Annotated in this window: 14 protein-coding genes; 9 read left to right on the top strand and 5 right to left on the bottom strand. The window is 73.5% G+C overall.

Features of this window, described 5'->3' with window-relative positions; genetic code table 11:
- Positions 1–54: 54 nt before the first annotated feature.
- Positions 55–795, bottom strand: a complete 741-nt coding sequence (locus tag IE311_RS27825) for a CTP synthase C-terminal region-related (seleno)protein (protein ID WP_189834580.1) — start codon at positions 793–795, stop codon at positions 55–57.
- Positions 796–891: 96 nt separating this feature from the next.
- On the opposite strand from IE311_RS27825, the gene IE311_RS27820 reads away from it, so the two are divergent.
- The 4 genes from IE311_RS27820 to IE311_RS27805 all read left to right on the top strand — a co-directional run bounded on the left by IE311_RS27820 (position 892) and on the right by IE311_RS27805 (position 4,571).
- On the top strand, positions 892–1,425 hold the full coding sequence (locus tag IE311_RS27820; protein ID WP_189834579.1) for a tetratricopeptide repeat protein: 534 nt from the start codon (positions 892–894) through the stop codon (positions 1,423–1,425).
- Positions 1,426–1,442: 17 nt separating this feature from the next.
- Positions 1,443–2,324: a LysR family transcriptional regulator gene (locus tag IE311_RS27815; RefSeq protein WP_189834578.1), complete on the top strand. Its 882-nt coding sequence runs from the start codon at positions 1,443–1,445 to the stop codon at positions 2,322–2,324.
- A gap of 49 nt (positions 2,325–2,373) precedes the next feature.
- Complete coding sequence (locus IE311_RS27810; RefSeq protein ID WP_189834577.1) at positions 2,374–3,333, top strand: DUF1444 domain-containing protein; 960 nt, start codon at positions 2,374–2,376, stop codon at positions 3,331–3,333.
- A 74-nt stretch (positions 3,334–3,407) separates the two neighbouring features.
- Entirely contained in the window at positions 3,408–4,571 is a 1,164-nt protein-coding gene (locus IE311_RS27805; RefSeq protein WP_189834576.1) for an aminopeptidase P family protein, read from the top strand.
- Positions 4,572–4,638: 67 nt separating this feature from the next.
- Here the strand turns inward: IE311_RS27805 and treZ are convergent, their stop codons facing one another.
- Positions 4,639–6,390, bottom strand: a complete 1,752-nt coding sequence (gene treZ / locus IE311_RS27800; protein WP_189834575.1) for a malto-oligosyltrehalose trehalohydrolase — start codon at positions 6,388–6,390, stop codon at positions 4,639–4,641.
- Between the two features lie 69 nt (positions 6,391–6,459).
- Positions 6,460–7,410: a GNAT family N-acetyltransferase gene (locus IE311_RS27795; protein ID WP_189834607.1), complete on the bottom strand. Its 951-nt coding sequence runs from the start codon at positions 7,408–7,410 to the stop codon at positions 6,460–6,462.
- Between the two features lie 219 nt (positions 7,411–7,629).
- On the opposite strand from IE311_RS27795, the gene IE311_RS27790 reads away from it, so the two are divergent.
- The 4 genes from IE311_RS27790 to IE311_RS27775 all read left to right on the top strand — a co-directional run bounded on the left by IE311_RS27790 (position 7,630) and on the right by IE311_RS27775 (position 11,120).
- Positions 7,630–8,178, top strand: a complete 549-nt coding sequence (locus IE311_RS27790; protein WP_189834574.1) for a DUF1707 and FHA domain-containing protein — start codon at positions 7,630–7,632, stop codon at positions 8,176–8,178.
- 44 nt (positions 8,179–8,222) lie between these two features.
- Positions 8,223–9,155, top strand: a complete 933-nt coding sequence (locus IE311_RS27785; protein WP_189834573.1) for a hypothetical protein — start codon at positions 8,223–8,225, stop codon at positions 9,153–9,155.
- Between the two features lie 281 nt (positions 9,156–9,436).
- A complete protein-coding gene (locus IE311_RS27780; protein ID WP_308439831.1) occupies positions 9,437–10,510 on the top strand; it encodes a cytochrome P450 in 1,074 nt (357 codons plus the stop codon).
- Positions 10,511–10,634: 124 nt separating this feature from the next.
- Positions 10,635–11,120 carry a hypothetical protein gene (locus IE311_RS27775; RefSeq protein WP_229902206.1) on the top strand — a complete coding sequence of 162 codons (486 nt, stop codon included), beginning with the start codon at positions 10,635–10,637 and terminating at the stop codon, positions 11,118–11,120.
- A 135-nt stretch (positions 11,121–11,255) separates the two neighbouring features.
- Here the strand turns inward: IE311_RS27775 and treY are convergent, their stop codons facing one another.
- The gene (gene treY / locus IE311_RS27770; protein ID WP_189834570.1) at positions 11,256–13,604 is read right to left on the bottom strand and encodes a malto-oligosyltrehalose synthase; all 2,349 of its coding nucleotides are present in this window, start codon (positions 13,602–13,604) and stop codon (positions 11,256–11,258) included.
- Between the two features lie 90 nt (positions 13,605–13,694).
- Between treY and IE311_RS27765 the strand changes: the two genes are divergently transcribed.
- Entirely contained in the window at positions 13,695–14,966 is a 1,272-nt protein-coding gene (locus tag IE311_RS27765; RefSeq protein WP_189834606.1) for an MFS transporter, read from the top strand.
- Here the strand turns inward: IE311_RS27765 and glgX are convergent.
- Entirely contained in the window at positions 14,935–17,055 is a 2,121-nt protein-coding gene (gene glgX / locus IE311_RS27760) for a glycogen debranching protein GlgX (protein WP_189834569.1), read from the bottom strand. The genes IE311_RS27765 and glgX overlap by 32 nt on opposite strands.
- Positions 17,056–17,175: the final 120 nt, after the last annotated feature.

The following is a 17,175-nucleotide window of genomic DNA, read 5'->3' as shown; positions in this document are numbered from 1 at the left end:
CCCGCCGGCCACGCGCCGGGCGCGGAACCCGGCGCCCTGCCCAGGGACGCGTCCCTAGGCAGGGCGTTCGGCCGCGTGCTTCGCCGCCGCGGCCGCGAGCGCCCGGATCAGCGCGTGCGGGCGGGTGCCGTCGCCCGCGAGCTCCGGCTGGAAGAGCGTCGCCAGGAAGAAGGGGTGCGAGGGGAGTTCCGCGATACGGATCCCGCCCTCCTCGTCCGCGCCCGTGAACCGCATCCCGTGCGCCCGCAGGGTGTCCAGGTGGCGGCTGTCGGGGCCGTATTCGCAGTGGTAGCGCTCGGTCGTCCGCTCCGCGCCCAGGGCCCGCTCGGCGCGTGAGCCCGGGGTGACCCGTACGACTCCCTCGTGGCCCACCAGCGAACAGGCCAGCGGGGCGATGAGGAGGTCGCCCTCGTCCGCCGCCGGGTCGTTCTCGGCGTGCGCCGCCCCGGTCAGGCCGCAGACGTCCCGCGCGTATTCCAGGAGGGCGTGCTGGAATCCGCCGCAGGTGCCGAGGAACGGGATGCCGTCCTCGCGGGCCGTACGGATCGCGGCCAGCGCCCCCGCCTCGCTCGCGTACGGACTCCCCGGCAGCACCCACACCGCGTCGAAGCCCTTCACAGCGCCGGGCGCCGCCGCGTCCCCGGTCGGGATCCAGTACGCGTCGAGGGCGAGGCCGTCGCGCTCGGCGAGGGCGTCGAGGAGGACAGGGACCCGGACGTGGGAGCGGACGTGCGGGGAGCGGTCGCCGACCAGGGCGATACGGGGGGTACGGGCGTGGGGATGCGTGGTGTTCATGGGGATCATCCTCGACAGCGGCCGCGGTTCACGTCCAACGATGATCTCTGCACCTCGCATCACGAATGCTTATGACGGGCTGGATAGGGTGCACGCATGACGAACGATCAGGACCCGAACGGCTGGGAAGACCGCGTCGCCGCGCTCTGGGAGCGGATCGACAGCCACGAGCCCGCCGACTTCCGCGCCCGCGTCGCCGCGCTCGCCGCCGAGCGCCCCGCCGACGACGCCCCCGCCCTCTTCGAACAGGGCGCCGCGCACGACTCCACCGGCCTGCCCGAGGAAGCCGTCGGGTTCTACCGGCGCGCCCTCGACAGCGGTCTCACCGGGCTGCGCCGCCGCCGCGCCGTCATCCAGCTCGCCAGCAGCCTGCGCAACCTCGGCCGGCCCGACCGCAGCGTCGAACTCCTCACCGCCGAGCGGGCCGTCCCCGCCGACCGGCTCGACGCCGAGGAGATCGCGCTCGCCGGAGCCGTCGACGCCTTCCTCGCCCTCGCCCTGGCCGACACCGGCCGCGACCGCGAGGCCGCCTCCCTCGCCCTCGGCGCCCTCGCCCCGCTGCTGCCCCGCTACAACCGCTCCCTCGCCCACTACGCGCAGGCCCTCCTCACCGCCCCCGACGGGTCCTGAGGGGCCCGGCGCACGCCATGGACCCGCACCTCCTCCGTACCTACGTCACCGTCGTCCGCCTCGGGTCCTTCTCCGAGGCCGCGCGCGAGCTGGGCTACACCCAGTCCGCCGTCTCCCAGCACATCGCCGCCCTGGAGACCGACCTCGCGCTGTCGCTGCTCACCCGCAGGCCCGTCGCCCCCACCCCGGCCGGCGAGCGGCTCCTCGAACACGCGGGGGCGCTGCTGCTCCGCCTCGACGCGGCCCGCGCCGACCTCGACCGGTTCGCGGCGGCGCCCCGCGCGACGCTGGACGTCGCCGCCTCCCCGCTCGCCCTGCACGCCCGTACCCTCGCCGCGCTGCCCGCCACCGGCGTCACCCTGCGCGCGGTGCCCCGCGAGCGGGTTCCCGTCGCCGTCGCCACCGGCGAGGCCGACGCCGGGCTCGTCGACGGAGTCGCCGCCCCCAGCGACCCCCTGCGCCTGCCCGACGTCGCCCCGCTGACCGCGACCGGGGTCGCGGAGGAACCGCTCGCCGTCGTCCTGCCCACGACCCATCCGCTCGCCGGCCGCACCGGGCTCCGCCTCGACGACCTCGTCGACGCCCGCTGGCTGGAGGCGCCCACCGCGGGCATCCCGCTCGACCGGCTGCGGGCGGTCCACGGCGGGCCCGCAGGGCGGGGCTTCCGCACCGCCCTGCGCTACGAGGGCGGCGACCCCCGCACCCTCGCCGCCCTGGCCGCCGCCGGGCACGGCCTCGCGCTGCTGCCGCTGCCGCTGGCGACGGACGTCCCCGGAGCCACCGCCGTACCGCTGGTCGCTCCCCGGCTCGTCCACCGCACCGAACTCCTGCTGCCGGCCGGTGCGGACGCCGAACCCACCGGTCCGGTGGCCGAGTTCACCGGACGGCTCAAGAGCTGACACCCGCAGTCGCTACCCTGTGCGCAACGGCGACGGAAGGCGGGCAGGCGTGGGGTGGCTGCGACGAGGACCCAGGCGGGACGGCGACGACGCACCGAGGGACCCCGAGTTCGCGTACTTCTCCCAGCGCGAGGCCGGGCTCTTCCGCGGCCGGGTCCGGGAGACCTTCGCCGAACTCGGCCTCGAGGTCACCGTCTACGCCGACCACGTCATCGACGACAAGGGGCGCCGCTTCGGCCTCGGCAACCTCGCCGCCGTCTGCCACCAGGACCGGCGCGGCCCGCGCGTCTGGCCGGGCATGATCAACCGGCACATCGGCCTGGTCGTCCGTGCCATGGACGGTCCGTCCGCGCTCGACACCCTGCCGCCCGAGCAGATCCGCTCCCAGCTCTACCCCCGGGTGGTCAGCGGCGACGGCATCGACGCCGCCGCCTTCGGCTATGCCAGGACCGTCGGCCCGGGGCTGTACGAGATCCTCGCGCTCGACCTGCCGGAGAGCGTCATGATGCTCACCGACGAGGCGCTCGAACGGCTCGGCGACCACGCCCAGCTGCGCGACCGGGCCCTGCGCAACCTGCGGGGGCTGCCCGTCGAGGAGCACGAGACCGTCCGCGACGCCGACGGCATGTGCTTCGAGATCATCCTGGGCGACTCCTTCTACACCGCGAGCCGGGTCCTGGACCTGGACGGCGTGGCCCGCCGGGTCACCGGCCTGCCGCTCGGCGAGCACGGCGCCCTCGTCGCGATGCCGTTCCGGCACCAGCTCGCGTTCCACCCCATCCGCGACACCTCGATCATCCCGGCCCTCGGCGCGATGGCCTCGTTCGCCGCCTCCGGGTACGAGGACACCCCGGGCGCCATCAGCCCGTACGTCTTCTGGTGGCGCGGCGGCACGCTCACCCAGCTCAGCGAGCACGACGAGGAGCGGGGGGACCTGCGGATCGTCGTCGGCGACGACTTCCAGGAACTCCTGGAACGGCTCATCGCACAGGGCCCCGACCGCCGCTGACCGGTCGCGGCCGGGGGCCCGTCCCGGCAGGATGCTGTACGTCGAGGACGCAGCGGAGCCGAGAAGGAGACCCCATGTCGAGCACTCCCGCCCCCGAAGCGGCCGAGGACCGGGGCGACACCCCCGTTCCCTTCACCGCCGACGACTACCGGGCCCGGATGACCCGCGCCACCGAGTCCGCCGCCGACGCCGGACTCGCGGGCGTGATCGTCGCCCCGGGCCCCGACCTCGTCTATCTCACGGGCTACCGGCCGACCGCGATCACCGAGCGGCTCACCTTCCTCGTCCTCGCCGTCGGACAGGAGCCGGTCCTCGTCGTCCCGACCCTGGAGGCCCCGGACGCCGAGAAGGCGGTGGGAGCCGCCGCGCTCACCCTGCGGGACTGGACCGACGGCAAGGACCCGTACGCCGTCACCGCGCCCCTGCTCGACGTCGACGGCCGCTTCGGCATCAGCGACAACGCCTGGGCCATGCACCTCCTCGGTCTCCAGAAGGCCCTGCCGGAGACCTCGTACGTGTCCCTCACCGAGGCCCTGCCGATGCTCCGCGGCGTCAAGGACGCCCACGAGCTGGCCCGGATCGCGGCCGCGGGGGCCGCCGCCGACCGGGCGTACGGCGAGATCCTCAAGGTCCGTTTCGCCGGCCGCAGGGAGACCGAAGTGGCCGCCGACCTCGCCGCGCTGCTGATCCGCTTCGGGCACTCGCAGGTCGACTTCACCGTCGTCGGCTCGGGCCCCAACGGCGCCAACCCGCACCACGAGGCCGGCGACCGGGTCATCGAGCACGGCGACATGGTGGTCCTCGACTTCGGCGGCCTGAAGCACGGCTACGGCTCCGACACCACCCGTACCGTCCACGTCGGCGAGCCCACCGACGAGGAGCGGCGCGTCCACGACCTCGTCCGGGAGGCCCAGCAGGCCGGCTTCGAGGCGGTACGGCCCGGGGTGGCCTGCCAGGACGTCGACCGGGCGGCCCGCAAGGTCATCACGGACGCCGGCTACGGCGAGTACTTCATCCACCGCACCGGCCACGGCATCGGCGTCACCACCCACGAGCCGCCGTACATGATCGAGGGCGAGGAACTCCCGATCGTGCCGGGCATGTGCTTCTCCATCGAGCCCGGCGTCTACCTGCCGGGCCGCTTCGGCGTCCGGATCGAGGACATCGTGACGGCGACGGAGGACGGGGCGGGGCGCCGGTTCAACAACACCCCGCACGAGATGGCCGTCGTGGAGTAGCCGGGCGGGACGGCCGTCCTTCGTACAACGGGACGGCCGTCCGCGGAACAGGCGGGCAGGTCCGCCGTCAGCCGTCCGCGAGGACGACCGCCGACTCGCCGGGCAGCCGCAGGACCCCGTCCGCCGCGGGGGTCTCGACCGGGTCCCAAGCCGCCAGGACCTGGTCGCGGCCGTTGGAGCCGAGCGGGATCACGGCCGGCTCCTTGCCCAGGTTGACGGCCACCCGCAGCACCCCGCGCCGGAAGACCAGCCAGCGGGCCTCCTCGTCGAAGGCCACCTTCACCCCCGCCAGGTCCGGGTCCGTCAGGTCCGGCAGGGTGCGGCGCAGCGCGATGAGCTGCCGGTACCAGGCGAGCAGCCGCTTGTGCGGGTCCCGCTCGCGCTCGGCCCGGTCGAGTACGGAGCGGTCGCGGGTGGCGGGCTCCTGCGGGTCGGGGACCTCGTTCTCGTCCCAGCCGTGCTCGGCGAACTCCCGCCGCCTGCCCCGCCGTACGGCCTCGGCCAGCTCCGGGTCGGTGTGGTCGGTGAAGTACTGCCAGGGTGTCTTCGCCCCCCACTCCTCGCCCATGAAGAGCATCGGCACCGAGGGCCCGGTCAGGACGAGGGTCGCCGCGCAGGCGAGGAGGCCGGGGGAGAGGGAGGCCGAGAGACGGTCGCCCAGGGCCCGGTTGCCGATCTGGTCGTGGGTCTGGGCGTAGCCGAGGAAACGGTGGGCGGGGGTGCGCTCCCGGTCCACCGGCCGTCCGTGCCGGCGGCCCCGGAAGGCCGAGTACGTGCCGTCGTGGAAGAAGACATGGGTGAGCGTCTTCGAGAGCGCGGCCATCGGGGCGCGGGCGAAGTCCGCGTAGTAGCCCTGGGACTCGCCGGTGAGGGCGGTGTGCAGGGAGTGGTGGAAGTCATCGTTCCACTGGGCGTGGATCCCGAGCCCGCCGAGCGCGCGCGGGGTGGTGGTGCGGGGGTCGGCGAGGTCGGACTCGGCGATCAGGAAGTGCGGGCGGCCCTGCTCCTTCGCCAGCTCGTCGACGGCCGCCGACAGCTCCTCCAGGAAGGTCAGGGCCCGGGTGTCGGCGAGCGCGTGCACGGCGTCCAGCCGCAGCCCGTCGATCCGGTAGTCCCGCAGCCAGGCGAGCGCGCTGCCCCGGAAGTACGCCCGGACCTCGTCCGAGCCGGGCGCGTCCAGGTTCACCGCGGCGCCCCACGGGGTGTGGTGGGTCTCCGTGAAGTACGGCCCGAAGAAAGGGAGATGGTTGCCGTCGGGCCCCAGGTGGTTGTGCACCACGTCCAGGACCACGCCCATGCCGAGCCCGTGCGCCGCGTCCACGAACCGCTTCAGCGCCTCGGGTCCGCCGTAGGGTTCGTGCACCGCCCACGGCGCCACACCGTCGTACCCCCAGCCCCGCACCCCGGGGAACGGACACAGCGGCATCAGCTCCACATGGGTGACGCCGAGGCCCGCGAGCTCCCCGAGGCGCGCGGCCGCCCCGTCCAGGGTCCCCTCCGGGGTGAAGGTGCCGAGGTGCAGCTCGTACAGGACGGCGCTGCGGAGCCGCAGCCTCGGGGACTCGTTCCGCCAGACGTACGCGGAGTGGTCGACGACCGCGCTCAGGCCGTCCGGCCCGTCGGGGAGCCGGCGGGAGCGCGGGTCGGGCAGCAGGTGCCCGCCGTCCAGCGAGAAGCCGTACCGGTCGCCGTCCTCGGCGGGTACGACCCCCGTCCACCAGCCGTCCCGCTCGGCGTCCCGTTCCAGGGGATGGGCGGAGCCGTTCAGCTCCAGCGTCACGCGGTCACGGGCGTTCGGCGCCCACACCTCGAAGAGCACGGAAATCCCCTCGTCGACGGTCCAGTCAGTCAGCGAATCAACGCATGACTACCGTGCCCATCCTGGCAGTCAGGACACCGCCACGCCCGGCGCGTCCCACAGGTAGTTGATCGCGCGCTCGAAGGTGATGTAGCCCGTACGGGCGAACGAGGCCGCCATCGGCACGTTCCCCAGGTCCGTCGCGGCCCGGATGCGGGGCACGTCGTGGGCGGCCAGGATCCGCGTCCCCTCGACCAGGATGTCGTCGATGTAGCCGTGGCCGCGGTGGGCGGGCAGCACGCCGATGTACGCGATCGTGTGGTGGTAGTTGTTGCGCGCGGGGACGACGAAGCCGACCGGCTCGCCGCTCTCCGGCAGCTGGGCCACCTGCCACCACTCCTGAGGCGAGGAGTAGTGCGTGAACTCCTCGTCGTAGTGCAGCTCCGCGGCCTCCCGCACCGAAAGGCCGGAGGCCAGGTCGGCCTGCCCGTGGGCGTCGAGGGTGCCCTCCATGACGAGCGTCATCAGGGAGACCAGGTCCTCCCGGTCCCGCACCGGACGGAACTCCAGACGGCCCTTCGGCTCCGGTACGGGGGTGCCGGACCGCCATTCCAGGCGCAGCCGTTCGACGAGCGGACGGGCCCCCGTGGCCACCAGGGCGCCGAAGACGGACTCCAGGAGGGACCGGGTCTCCGGCACCTCGCGCCAGTCGGCCGGCATGAAGCGGCCGAACTCGGGGCGCTGCGTGCCCGCCGGGATCACGGCGGCCGTGGCGGTCTCCAGGAGCCGCAGACCGATCGTGGCGCGCTCCTCCTCCGACAGCTCCGGGGCGAGGTCGAAGAAGTCGAGGGCCTGCGGGGCGCGGCCGGCCGTGTTGGTCCACCAGGCGATCCGGCCGAGAAGCCGGTCGCCGTCGACGGCGACCCACATCCACTCCGGCAGACGGCGGCCGGTGGCGAGGTCGTCGGCGAGCTCGTGGTCGAGCGAGTAGGTGAGACGGAGGAACAGGTCGAGTTCCTCGGGTCCGGCGAGCGGACGTATGACGAGGTCGTGCGCCTCTGTGGTGCCGGTGGTGCTGGGCGTGCTGGTGGTGGTGCCGGGCGTGCTCGAAGAAGACGCGGTCACGTCGTGTTTCCCCCTGGGGATCCGTGCTGTGGAGACGGCAGACCGTAGCAGCGATCATGGACGAGGGGGTACGGGGTTTCCCGGGCCGAGGGCCCTTCTGGACACTGCGGGCCCGACGGACCGACAATCACAGATGTGACGACCCCTTTCGAGCTTCCGGCGAACACCCCTCGGCTGACCGACGCCGAGCGGGACCGCGCGCTGGTGCTGCTCCGTGAGGGCGCCGCCCAGGGCCGCCTCTCGCACGACACGTTCATCTACCGGATGGAGCGCGCGCTCCAGGCCAGGCGCTCCGACGAACTCGCCCTGCTCACCGCCGACCTGAGGACCGAGGGCACCTGGACCCGCCGGGTGGTGGGCGCGGTCGAGCGGATGTCCGCGTTCACGGCCAGGCTGGGACGCGCCTGGTCCGCGGAGCGCCTGCCGAAACTCCTGCTGCCCCTGCCGGGCCCGCACCCCCTGCGCATCGGCCGCGACCCGGTCAACGGCCTCCGCCTCAGCCACGAGACGACCTCCCGGCTGCACGCCGAACTGTCGATGCAGAGCGGGATGTGGATCCTCCGCGACCTCGGCTCGACGAACGGCACGACGGTCAACGGCCGCCGGGTCACGGGCGCGGTGGTCGTGCGCGAGGGGGACGTCGTCGGCTTCGGTCAGATGACGTTCCGGCTCTCGCACGGGTAGGCACGCCAGGAAGGCCCGAGCGCCCGAACGTCTACGCTCTCGGGATGCAGCGGAACGACGTCACGCGGAACGACGGCACATGGATGGGCCTGTCACTCGACGCCCGGGACGGCCGTCAGCCCGGGCTGCGCGTGTTCAGCGCCGGGCAGAAGCTTTTGGTCTCCCAGCAGTCGCGGCCCGTGCTGCTCGCCGTCGTCGACGAACACCTCGAGGGCGTGGACTTCTGGCGCACCGACGCGTACCGCTCCCCCGTCCCGCCGCTCCGCGCCGATACGGGGCGCGCGCTGGCGGGCGGTCCGGAGCGGTGGGCCCACCGCTTTGCACGGCACCTCGTCGACTCGCCGGACAGCCCGCTGCACGAGGGCCGCTGGCTGCTCTCGTGCGACAGTCCGCTCCGGCGCTGGAGCCACGCCGACACCTCGCACGCCGAGTACTGGAGCTCGCTGCTCGTCGACGGCCATCCGGACGGCTCCATCGACTGGTTCCTCCATTCCCACTCGTGGGAGGTCCTTCCGCTGCGGCCGATGCCCGATGCCGAGGACAGCAGGGTCAAGGCGTACCGCAAGCAGGCCCGTGAAGGGACGCTCCCGCCCGTCCTGCTGTGGTGGGTCAGCGGTCTGGACTGCCATCTGATCCTGGACGGCCACGCGCGGCTCGCCGCGGCGATCGCCGAATCCGTCGACCCTCCACTCCTGCAGCTGCAGCGCACGGTGTCGCGCGACGACCTGGCCGCACGTACCCGTGAGGCCGTGGGCTTCTACGAGGACGAACTGGCGCGCTTCGCCGAACTCCGAGCCGTCCACGGTCCCACCGTCCCCGACGGCGCCGCCACCGCGGGCCCACAGCTGGCCCGCCTCCTCCAGGACCTCACCACCAAGGAGCAACTCACCTGGGCCTGGCCGCTGCCCGGTGGGGAAGCCGAGTGGGCTCGCATCAGCCGCGAGGTGACCGCCGACCGAGAATGGCCCGTGGTCTGAGCCCGGGGGAATCGCTCCCGGACCCGTGGAGCCGTGCCCCCTCCCGACCGCCGCGGCCGTTCACCCCTGAACCGCTTCACCCGTTCGGCGGTATGCGGCGGGCGGTCGGGGTCGGGCGGTGATGGGCTGTGGGGACGCGCGCCACGATCGCCGGCCGCGGCACCCACCGCCGATCGACAGGGGGCGCGATGAGCGACGAGCCGAACCGCGAGCCGGGCCGAGGCATAGGCGACACCCGACCGGAGGTTCCTGCCGGGGACCCCTGGACGAGGCTTCCGTCGATGGCGCCGACGACGCCGATGGCCGACGGAGAGGCCGGTGTCCTGCTGCGGGCCGGGCTCGCGTCGCCCGTGCCGGGCCGGGGGCGGGCCGCATCCGGCCCGGCCGCCTCAGGGTCCCCTGCCGGAGCCGGGGTGCCGGCCGGCCCCGTCGCGTCCGGGACCAGGACCGTCGCGCCGAGCCCCCTCGACCCCGGCGCCTCCCGCGACCCGCACGGGATCCACCGGACCCTGCGCGAGAAGTTCCCGCTCACCTATGACCCGCTGCTGCGAGCCTGGGTGCTCAGCCGGTACGCGGACGTGGCGACCGCGCTCACCGACAGCCGCTTCACCCATGGGCACCGGCCCGGCGACCCGCCGTGCGTCCGGGCCCATGTCGACGTCGACGTGGCGGCCCTCCGGTCGGTCACCGAACGCACCGCGTACGTCCTCGCCCGCCGGATCGCCGAACGCCCGCAGGCAGACCTGGTCGCCGACTTCTGCCACTGGCTGCCGGCCGGGACGGTCGCCGCCGCCGTCGGGGTGCCCTACCGCGACATGATGCGGCTCGTGCGCGGCCGGGCCGCCGGGGTGCTGGCGGGGGAGTGCGGTGGTCAGATCGCCGTACGGGAGAAGGCCCTGGCCTCCTTCCTCGGCAACGTCCTCTCGGACCCGGACCAGGTCGCCGCCCTCCGTGACGCACCCGCCGGACTCGTCGCCCGCGCCTGGGCCGAATCGCTGCGCCGGGACCCGCCGGTGCAGATCGCCGTGCGCCGTACCAGCGCCGAGGTGCCGGTCGGGGGCGGAGTCGTCCCGGCGGGCGCGTCCGTCGCCCTGCTCGTCGGCTCGGCGGGCCGGGATCCGGAGCGGTTCCGCGAGCCCGACCGCTTCGACCCGCTCCGGGACGACCCGGGCCAGCTCACCTACGGCGGCGGCTTCTGTCCGGCGGTGGTGCTGGCCGGTCTGGAGGCCGAGTACGCCCTGAGGGCCTTGTTCACGGCCATGCCCCGGCTCCGTCTGGCCGACGGCTTCCGCCCGGTGTGGGCGGGCCTCATCACGCGGTCGCCGCGAAGTCTGATCGTCCGGCCAGGGGGCTGATCTTCCGGCCCGGTGGGCGATCCCCGAACGGGCGGGGACACGGCCCGCCCGCTGCTAGGGTGACGTGCGCTCGTCAAGAAGCGCCATCATCAGTACCACTTTCAACGGGGATTCAAACGTGAAGATGCGTCATGTTCGTGCGATCGCTGTCTTCGGCATCGCGGTCGTCGCCCTCACCGGTGCCCGCGGCTCGCACGGCGGCAGCTGTGGCGGAAGCAGCAGCTCCGGCAGTTCGAGCAGCAACCACAACAGCGACAACGACAGCACCTCCGGTGGCACCTCCGGCGGCTCCCTGCCCGGCGGCTCCAGCAGCGCCGACAAGGCGATCCGCGACGTGACCATCGACGAGTGCAAGTACGACCCGGCGACCAAGAACCTCGTCGCCCGGATCACCGTCAAGAACGACGGCGCGCTCGACTACGACTACAGCGTCACCATGAAGTTCAAGGGCGACGCGAGCGGCACCGCGATCCCGGCCACCGCCACCAAGACCGCCATCGCGGTCGCGGCGGGCGCCTCGGCGAGCGCCGAACTCACCACCTCCTACCCGGGGTCCGGCGACGGCTCCGAGTACACCAAGTGCGAGGTCTCGCGAGCCTCCCGCTCCTGACGGCCGGCCGGCCGAAGGGGCGGCCGACAGCCCGGTGGGCCGGTGGCCCGGCCGGAGCGGAACGGGACGCCCCACGGGGCGTCCCGTTCTTCGTGCCGTTTCCGCTCCTCGTGCTCCCCGAGGAGTCGTGGCGCCTCACTCCATTCGCGCGAGCAGCGCCACCGGCCGCTCCGCGAACAGCTCGGCCACCTTCAGTTCCGTCGCCGGGCCGCCGATGAACTCCCGTACACCGTCCAGGACATCGGCCCACCTGCCCTCCGGCAGAACCAGTTCCGTGTCCTGCCAGCCGCCCGACTCCCAGAGCCGCAGGGGCAGCCGGGTGACAGCGGTGATCACCTCGTCGGAGCGGCTGAAGGCCAGGCAGTGGGCGGCCGTCGGGCCCTCGGCGGTCAGGGGGGTGTACGCACCCCGGGCGCCGAAGGCCGAGGGGCGCTCGCGCCGCAGCCGCAGCGCCGCCCGCACCAGGGCCGTACGGTCGTCGTCCTCGCCGACCGTGAACAGCGCCCGGTTGTCCGGGTCGACCAGGGCCCGGTACTCCCGCTCCGTGTTCTGGTACAGCTCCGGCACCCCCGGCATCGTCAGCTGCGTCAGGAGCGCGCCCAGCGCGTGCGCCCGGATGTGCGGTTCCAGGGCGAAGGCCGCCTCCGAGGCGGCGCGGAGCGGGATGCGGCCGGGCCCGGCCGCCGCGAACTCCGCCACCGCCCGCTCGTAGTCCGGGTCGGGCTCCGTCCAGCTGGTCCGCAGGCCCGCCTCCCGTACGGACTTGAGGATCGCCGGACCGAGCCGGTCGGGGTCCGGGGTGCCGAAGCCGAACGCGGTCTGCCAGGCCGTCCAGGAGACGTGCGCGTCGGGTGCCGGCACCCCCGCGACCTCGGCGAGGAGCTCCGCCCACACCTGCGGACACTGGGAGAGGACCGCGATCGCGGCCCGGACGTCCGCACTGCGCTTGGTGTCGTGCGTGGACAGGACGGTGCCGGTGCCCGGCCAGTCCCGGGCGACCCGCCGGCAGTACGCGTGGAACTCCTCCACCGACACCGCCGGCCGTCCCGCGTCCCCGCCGACCTCGTTCGCCGACAGCAGCGGCGTGTACCGGTAGAAGGCCGTGTCCTCCACGGACTTGGCCCGCAGTGCCGACGAGGTCTGCGCGAACCGCGCCCGGAACGCCCGGTGCTCGGGCCCGTCGCCGAGCGTCCCGAGTGCGAGATCCCGTACGACGTCGACCGCCGCGGCCTCCTCCGGCACCGCGAAGGCGGCCTTCGCGCCGCGCGCCGCCTCCGGGGTCAGCACCTCCTCGCCGCCGGTCCGGTAGGGGCGGTAGACCGGCACCCGGACGAGAAGCTCGCGGACCGCGGTGCGCAGCGCCCAGGGCGCGTGGTCCCGCAGGGCGGGGTCGGCGGCGCAGATCCGCTCCGCGATCCGGGTCAGTACGGCCGTCTCGGCGGCCAGGTCGTGGCCGGCGACCTCGTACGCGGCGCGCCGCGCCGTCGCCTCCCAGCGGCCGCCCCTGTCCCCGGCCTTGCCGACGAACTCCCGGTACAGATCGGTCAGTTCGTCGGCACCCACCGGGTCGGTGAAGACTCCGTCGACGTGGCGGAGGGCGTCGTACCCGGTGGTCCCCGCGACCGGCCAGGCGGCGGGCAGGACCTCCGGCCCGGTGAGGATCTTCTCGACGACCGTCCAGCAGCGCCCGCCGGTCGCCGCCGCCAGGTCCTCCAGGTAGCCCTGCGGATCGGCGAGCCCGTCCGGGTGGTCGATCCGCAGCCCCTCGATCACCCCGTCCCGGACCAGCTCGACGACCTTCGCATGGGTCGCCGTGAACACCTCGGGATCCTCCACCCGTACCCCGATGAGCTCCGAAATGGTGAAGAAGCGACGGTAGTTGAGCTCGGTGCGGGCCAGCCTCCACCAGCCGAGCCGGTACCACTGGGCGTCCAGCAGCTCGTCGAGCGGCAGCCCCTCCGTGCCGGGCCGCAGCGGGAACTCCTGACCGTCCAGGTGCAGCGCCCCGCCGGAGACCCGCAGCCGGTCCCGTACCTCCGGGAGCCGCGCCGGCAGCACCGGAAGGAGCAGCCGGCCGTCCCCGGCGGACCGGTCGACGTCGAACCAGCGGGCGTACGGCGACCCGGGGCCGTCACGGAGCACGGCGCGCAGCGCGTGGTTGTGCCGCGGCGAGGCCGCCATGTGGTTCGGCACGAGGTCGACGACGAGGCCGAGCCCATGGGCCCGCGCGGTCGCGGCGAGGGCCCGCAGCCCTTCCTCGCCGCCGAGTTCGGCCCGTACGGAGCCGTGGTCGGTGACGTCGTATCCATGGGTCGAGCCGGGGACCGCCTCCAGGACCGGGGAGAGATGGAGGTGCGAGACCCCGAGCCCCGCGAGGTGCGGCACGGCCCGCTCGGCCGCCGCGAAGGGGAACTCCGGCTGGAGCTGGAGCCGATAGGTGGCGGTGGGAAGGACGGCTGCGGGACCGGACGGGAGGGAGGTCATGCGAACGTACGTACCCCGCGCGAGGGCTTCTGTGTCATCGCCTCATGCACCCGTTCGTGTGCATCGCGTTACGTTCGCCCGATGCTCCGCATGTATCGCGACACATGGTCCCTGCTCGGCCCCGTCCTGCCGGTCGTCTCCTTCCTCGGCCGGCTGCCCACCGCCATGTGCCAGCTCGGCAGTCTGCTCCTGGTCGCCGAGACCAGCGGTTCCCTCGCCACGGCCGGGCTCACGGGCGGTGCGCTCGCGGCGGGCCAGACCGTCGCCGGGCCCGTCATCGGCCGGCTCGCGGACCGGCACGGCCAGCGCGGAGTCGTCCTCGCGGCCTCCCTCGCCAACGCGGTCGCCGTCGCCGCCCTGGTGCTCGCCGCGCTCGCCGGGGTGCCCGTCGCCTGGCTGATGGTCCTCGGAGCGCTCGCCGGGGCCACCGTCCCCCAGATCGGACCGCTCGCCAGGACCCGCTCGGTGGCCCTCGCCCGCCGCGGCGGCGCGGACGACCGGACCGTCGGCACGGTGCTCTCCTTCGAGGGAACCCTCGACGAGGTGTCCTTCGTGCTCGGTCCCGCGTTGGTCGGCCTGGCCGCCGCCCTCGCCCACCCGGCGGCCGCGCTCCTCCTGGCGGCCCTGCTGCTCGTCGTCTGCGGCACCGCCTTCGCGCTCCATCCGACCGGCCGGGCCACCGCCCCGGAGCCGTCCGGTTCCACCCGATCGGGTGCCGCCGAACGGACGCGACTGCCGGGATCGGCGTACGCCCTGCGCGGCACGATGGTCCTCCAGGGCGCCATGTTCGGCGCCTCGCAGGCCGGGATCACCGCCCTCACCGAGAAGCTCGGCGCGCCCGCCCAGGCCGGGCTCGTCTATGCGGCGATGGGGGTGATGAGCGCCGCCGTCGGACTCTCCATGGCGGCCGTGCCCGCCCGGATCGGGCTCATGACCCGCTGGCGCACCGCGACCGTCGCGCTCGTCGTCCTCTCGGTCCCGCTGCTGTTCGCCGACTCGCTCGTCGCGCTCTACGCGGTCGTGGTCGTCCTGGGAGCCGCGTACGCCCCGCACCTCATCACCGTCTTCGGGCTCACCGAGAGGTCCGTGCCCGCCACCCGGCTCGCCGAGTCGATGGCCTTCCTGACCAGCGGGATCGTCGGAGGCCAGGCCCTCGCCCTGGCCGTCTCCGGCCGGCTCGCCGAGGGCCACGGAGCCCCCGCCGCCTTCGCGGTGGCGGTGGGGGCGGCCGCGGCCTGCGCCCTGCTGTCCTGGACGGTACGGGTGGCGCCCGCACCGCCCGCCACGGAGGAAGCCGCTGCGAAGGAGGCGGCTCCGGGGGATCCCGCCGTCAGACGGGCCTCCGCAGAACGGTCAGGCTGAGCGGCGCGAGGGTCACCCGCTCGCCGCCCGCGAGCTCCGGGCCCTCCTGCGGCGGCATGCCCTCCGGGTCAGAGGTGTCCACGACCATGCGCCAGCACGCGCCGTGACTGTCGGGGACCGCGAACTCCAGCTCCTTCGCAGAGGCGTTGAACATCAGCAGGAAGGAGTCGTCGGCGATCCGCTCGCCCTGGGTGCCCGGTTCCGAGATCGCGTTGCCGTTGAGGAAGACGGTCAGCGCCTGGGCGTGCGCCGCCTGCCAGTCGCGGGCCGTCATCTCCTCGCCCTCGGGGGTGAACCAGGCGATGTCGGTGAGCTCGTCGTGGGTGCCCTCCACCGGCCGCCCGTGGAAGAAGCGGCGGCGGCGGAAGACCGGATGGTCCCGGCGCAGCCGCACCATCGCCCGGGTGAAGCGGAGGAGGGTGGCCTCGGCCTCGCTGTTCTCCTTCGGCCAGCGCACCCAGGACACCTCGTTGTCCTGGCAGTAGGCGTTGTTGTTGCCGCCCTGTGTGCGGCCGAACTCGTCGCCGTGGCTGAGCATCGGCACGCCCTGCGACAGCATCAGGGTGGCGAGGAAGTTGCGGGTCTGGCGGGCGCGCAGCTCGGTGATGCCGACGTCCTCGGTCTCGCCCTCCGTGCCGCAGTTCCACGAGCGGTTGTGGCTCTCGCCGTCCCGGCTGCCCTCGCCGTTCGCCTCGTTGTGCTTCTCGTTGTACGAGACGAGGTCCCGCAGGGTGAAACCGTCGTGACAGGTCACGAAGTTGACCGAGGCGAGCGGGCGGCGCCCGTCGTCCTGGTACAGGTCGGAGGACCCGGTCAGCCGGGAGGCGAACTCGGCGAGGGTGCGCGGCTCGCCGCGCCACAGGTCCCGTACGCAGTCCCGGTACTTGCCGTTCCACTCGGTCCACAGCGGCGGGAAGTTGCCCACCTGGTAGCCGCCCTCGCCGACGTCCCAGGGCTCGGCGATCAGCTTCACCTGGCTCACCACCGGGTCCTGCTGCACCAGGTCGAAGAACGAGGACAGCCGGTCCACCTCGTGGAACTGGCGGGCCAGGGTGGCCGCCAGGTCGAAGCGGAAGCCGTCCACATGCATCTCGGTCACCCAGTACCGCAGGCTGTCCATGATGAGCTGGAGCACGTGCGGGGAGCGCATGAGCAGCGAGTTTCCGGTGCCCGTCGTGTCCATGTAGTAGCGCGGGTCGTCCGCGAGCCGGTAGTACGAGGGGTTGTCCAGGCCCCGCATGGAGAGCGTCGGGCCCAGGTGGTTGCCCTCGGCGGTGTGGTTGTAGACCACGTCGAGGATGACCTCGATGCCCGCCTGGTGCAGGGCCCGCACCGCCGACTTGAACTCCAGGACCTGCTGGCCCCGGTCGCCCCAGGAGGCGTAGGCGTTGTGCGGGGCGAAGAAGCCGATCGTGTTGTAGCCCCAGTAGTTGGAGAGCCCGGCGTCGACCAGCCGGTGGTCGTTGACGAACTGGTGGACGGGCATCAGTTCGAGCGCCGTCACGCCGAGTTCCTTGAGGTGCCCGATCACCGACGGGTGCGCCAGCCCCGCGTACGTCCCGCGGAGCTCCTCCGGAAGGTCCGGGTGGAGCATCGTCAGGCCCTTGACGTGGGCCTCGTAGATCACCGTGTGGTGGTACTCGGTGCGCGGCCGCCGGTCGTCGCCCCAGTCGAAGTACGGGTTGACGACGACCGAGGTCATCGTGTGCGGGCCCGAGTCGAGGTCGTTGCGCGCGTCGGGCCGCCCGAAGGGGTAGCCGTACACCGCCTCGCCCCACTTCACCTGTCCCGACACGGCCCGCGCGTAGGGGTCGAGAAGGAGCTTCGCCGCGTTGCAGCGGAGTCCGCGCTCGGGGGCGTACGGGCCGTGCACCCGGAACCCGTACCGCTGACCGGGCATCACGCCCGGCAGATAGGCGTGCCGCACGAAGGCGTCGGTCTCGCGCAGTTCCACCGCCGTCTCCGAGCCGTCGTCATGGAGCAGACACAGCTCGATCCTGTGGGCGGCCTCCGAGAAGACCGCGAAGTTGGTTCCCGCTCCGTCATAGGTGGCGCCCAAGGGGTACGCCTGTCCCGGCCAGACCTGCATGGATACGACTCTTCCTCTTCTGTCCGGGTTTTATAGCTGTTCTTCGGCCGAATCCTGCCCGAAAGAGGCGCAACCTCCTAGGACTTCGCCCCGTCCTACCGGGTGACCGCATACCAAGAG

Source organism: Streptomyces zaomyceticus (assembly GCF_014656215.1).
Taxonomy (GTDB): domain Bacteria; phylum Actinomycetota; class Actinomycetes; order Streptomycetales; family Streptomycetaceae; genus Streptomyces; species Streptomyces zaomyceticus.
The sequence above is the reverse complement of the archived record's forward strand: the minus strand, read 5'-3'. Positions and strand labels throughout refer to the sequence as shown.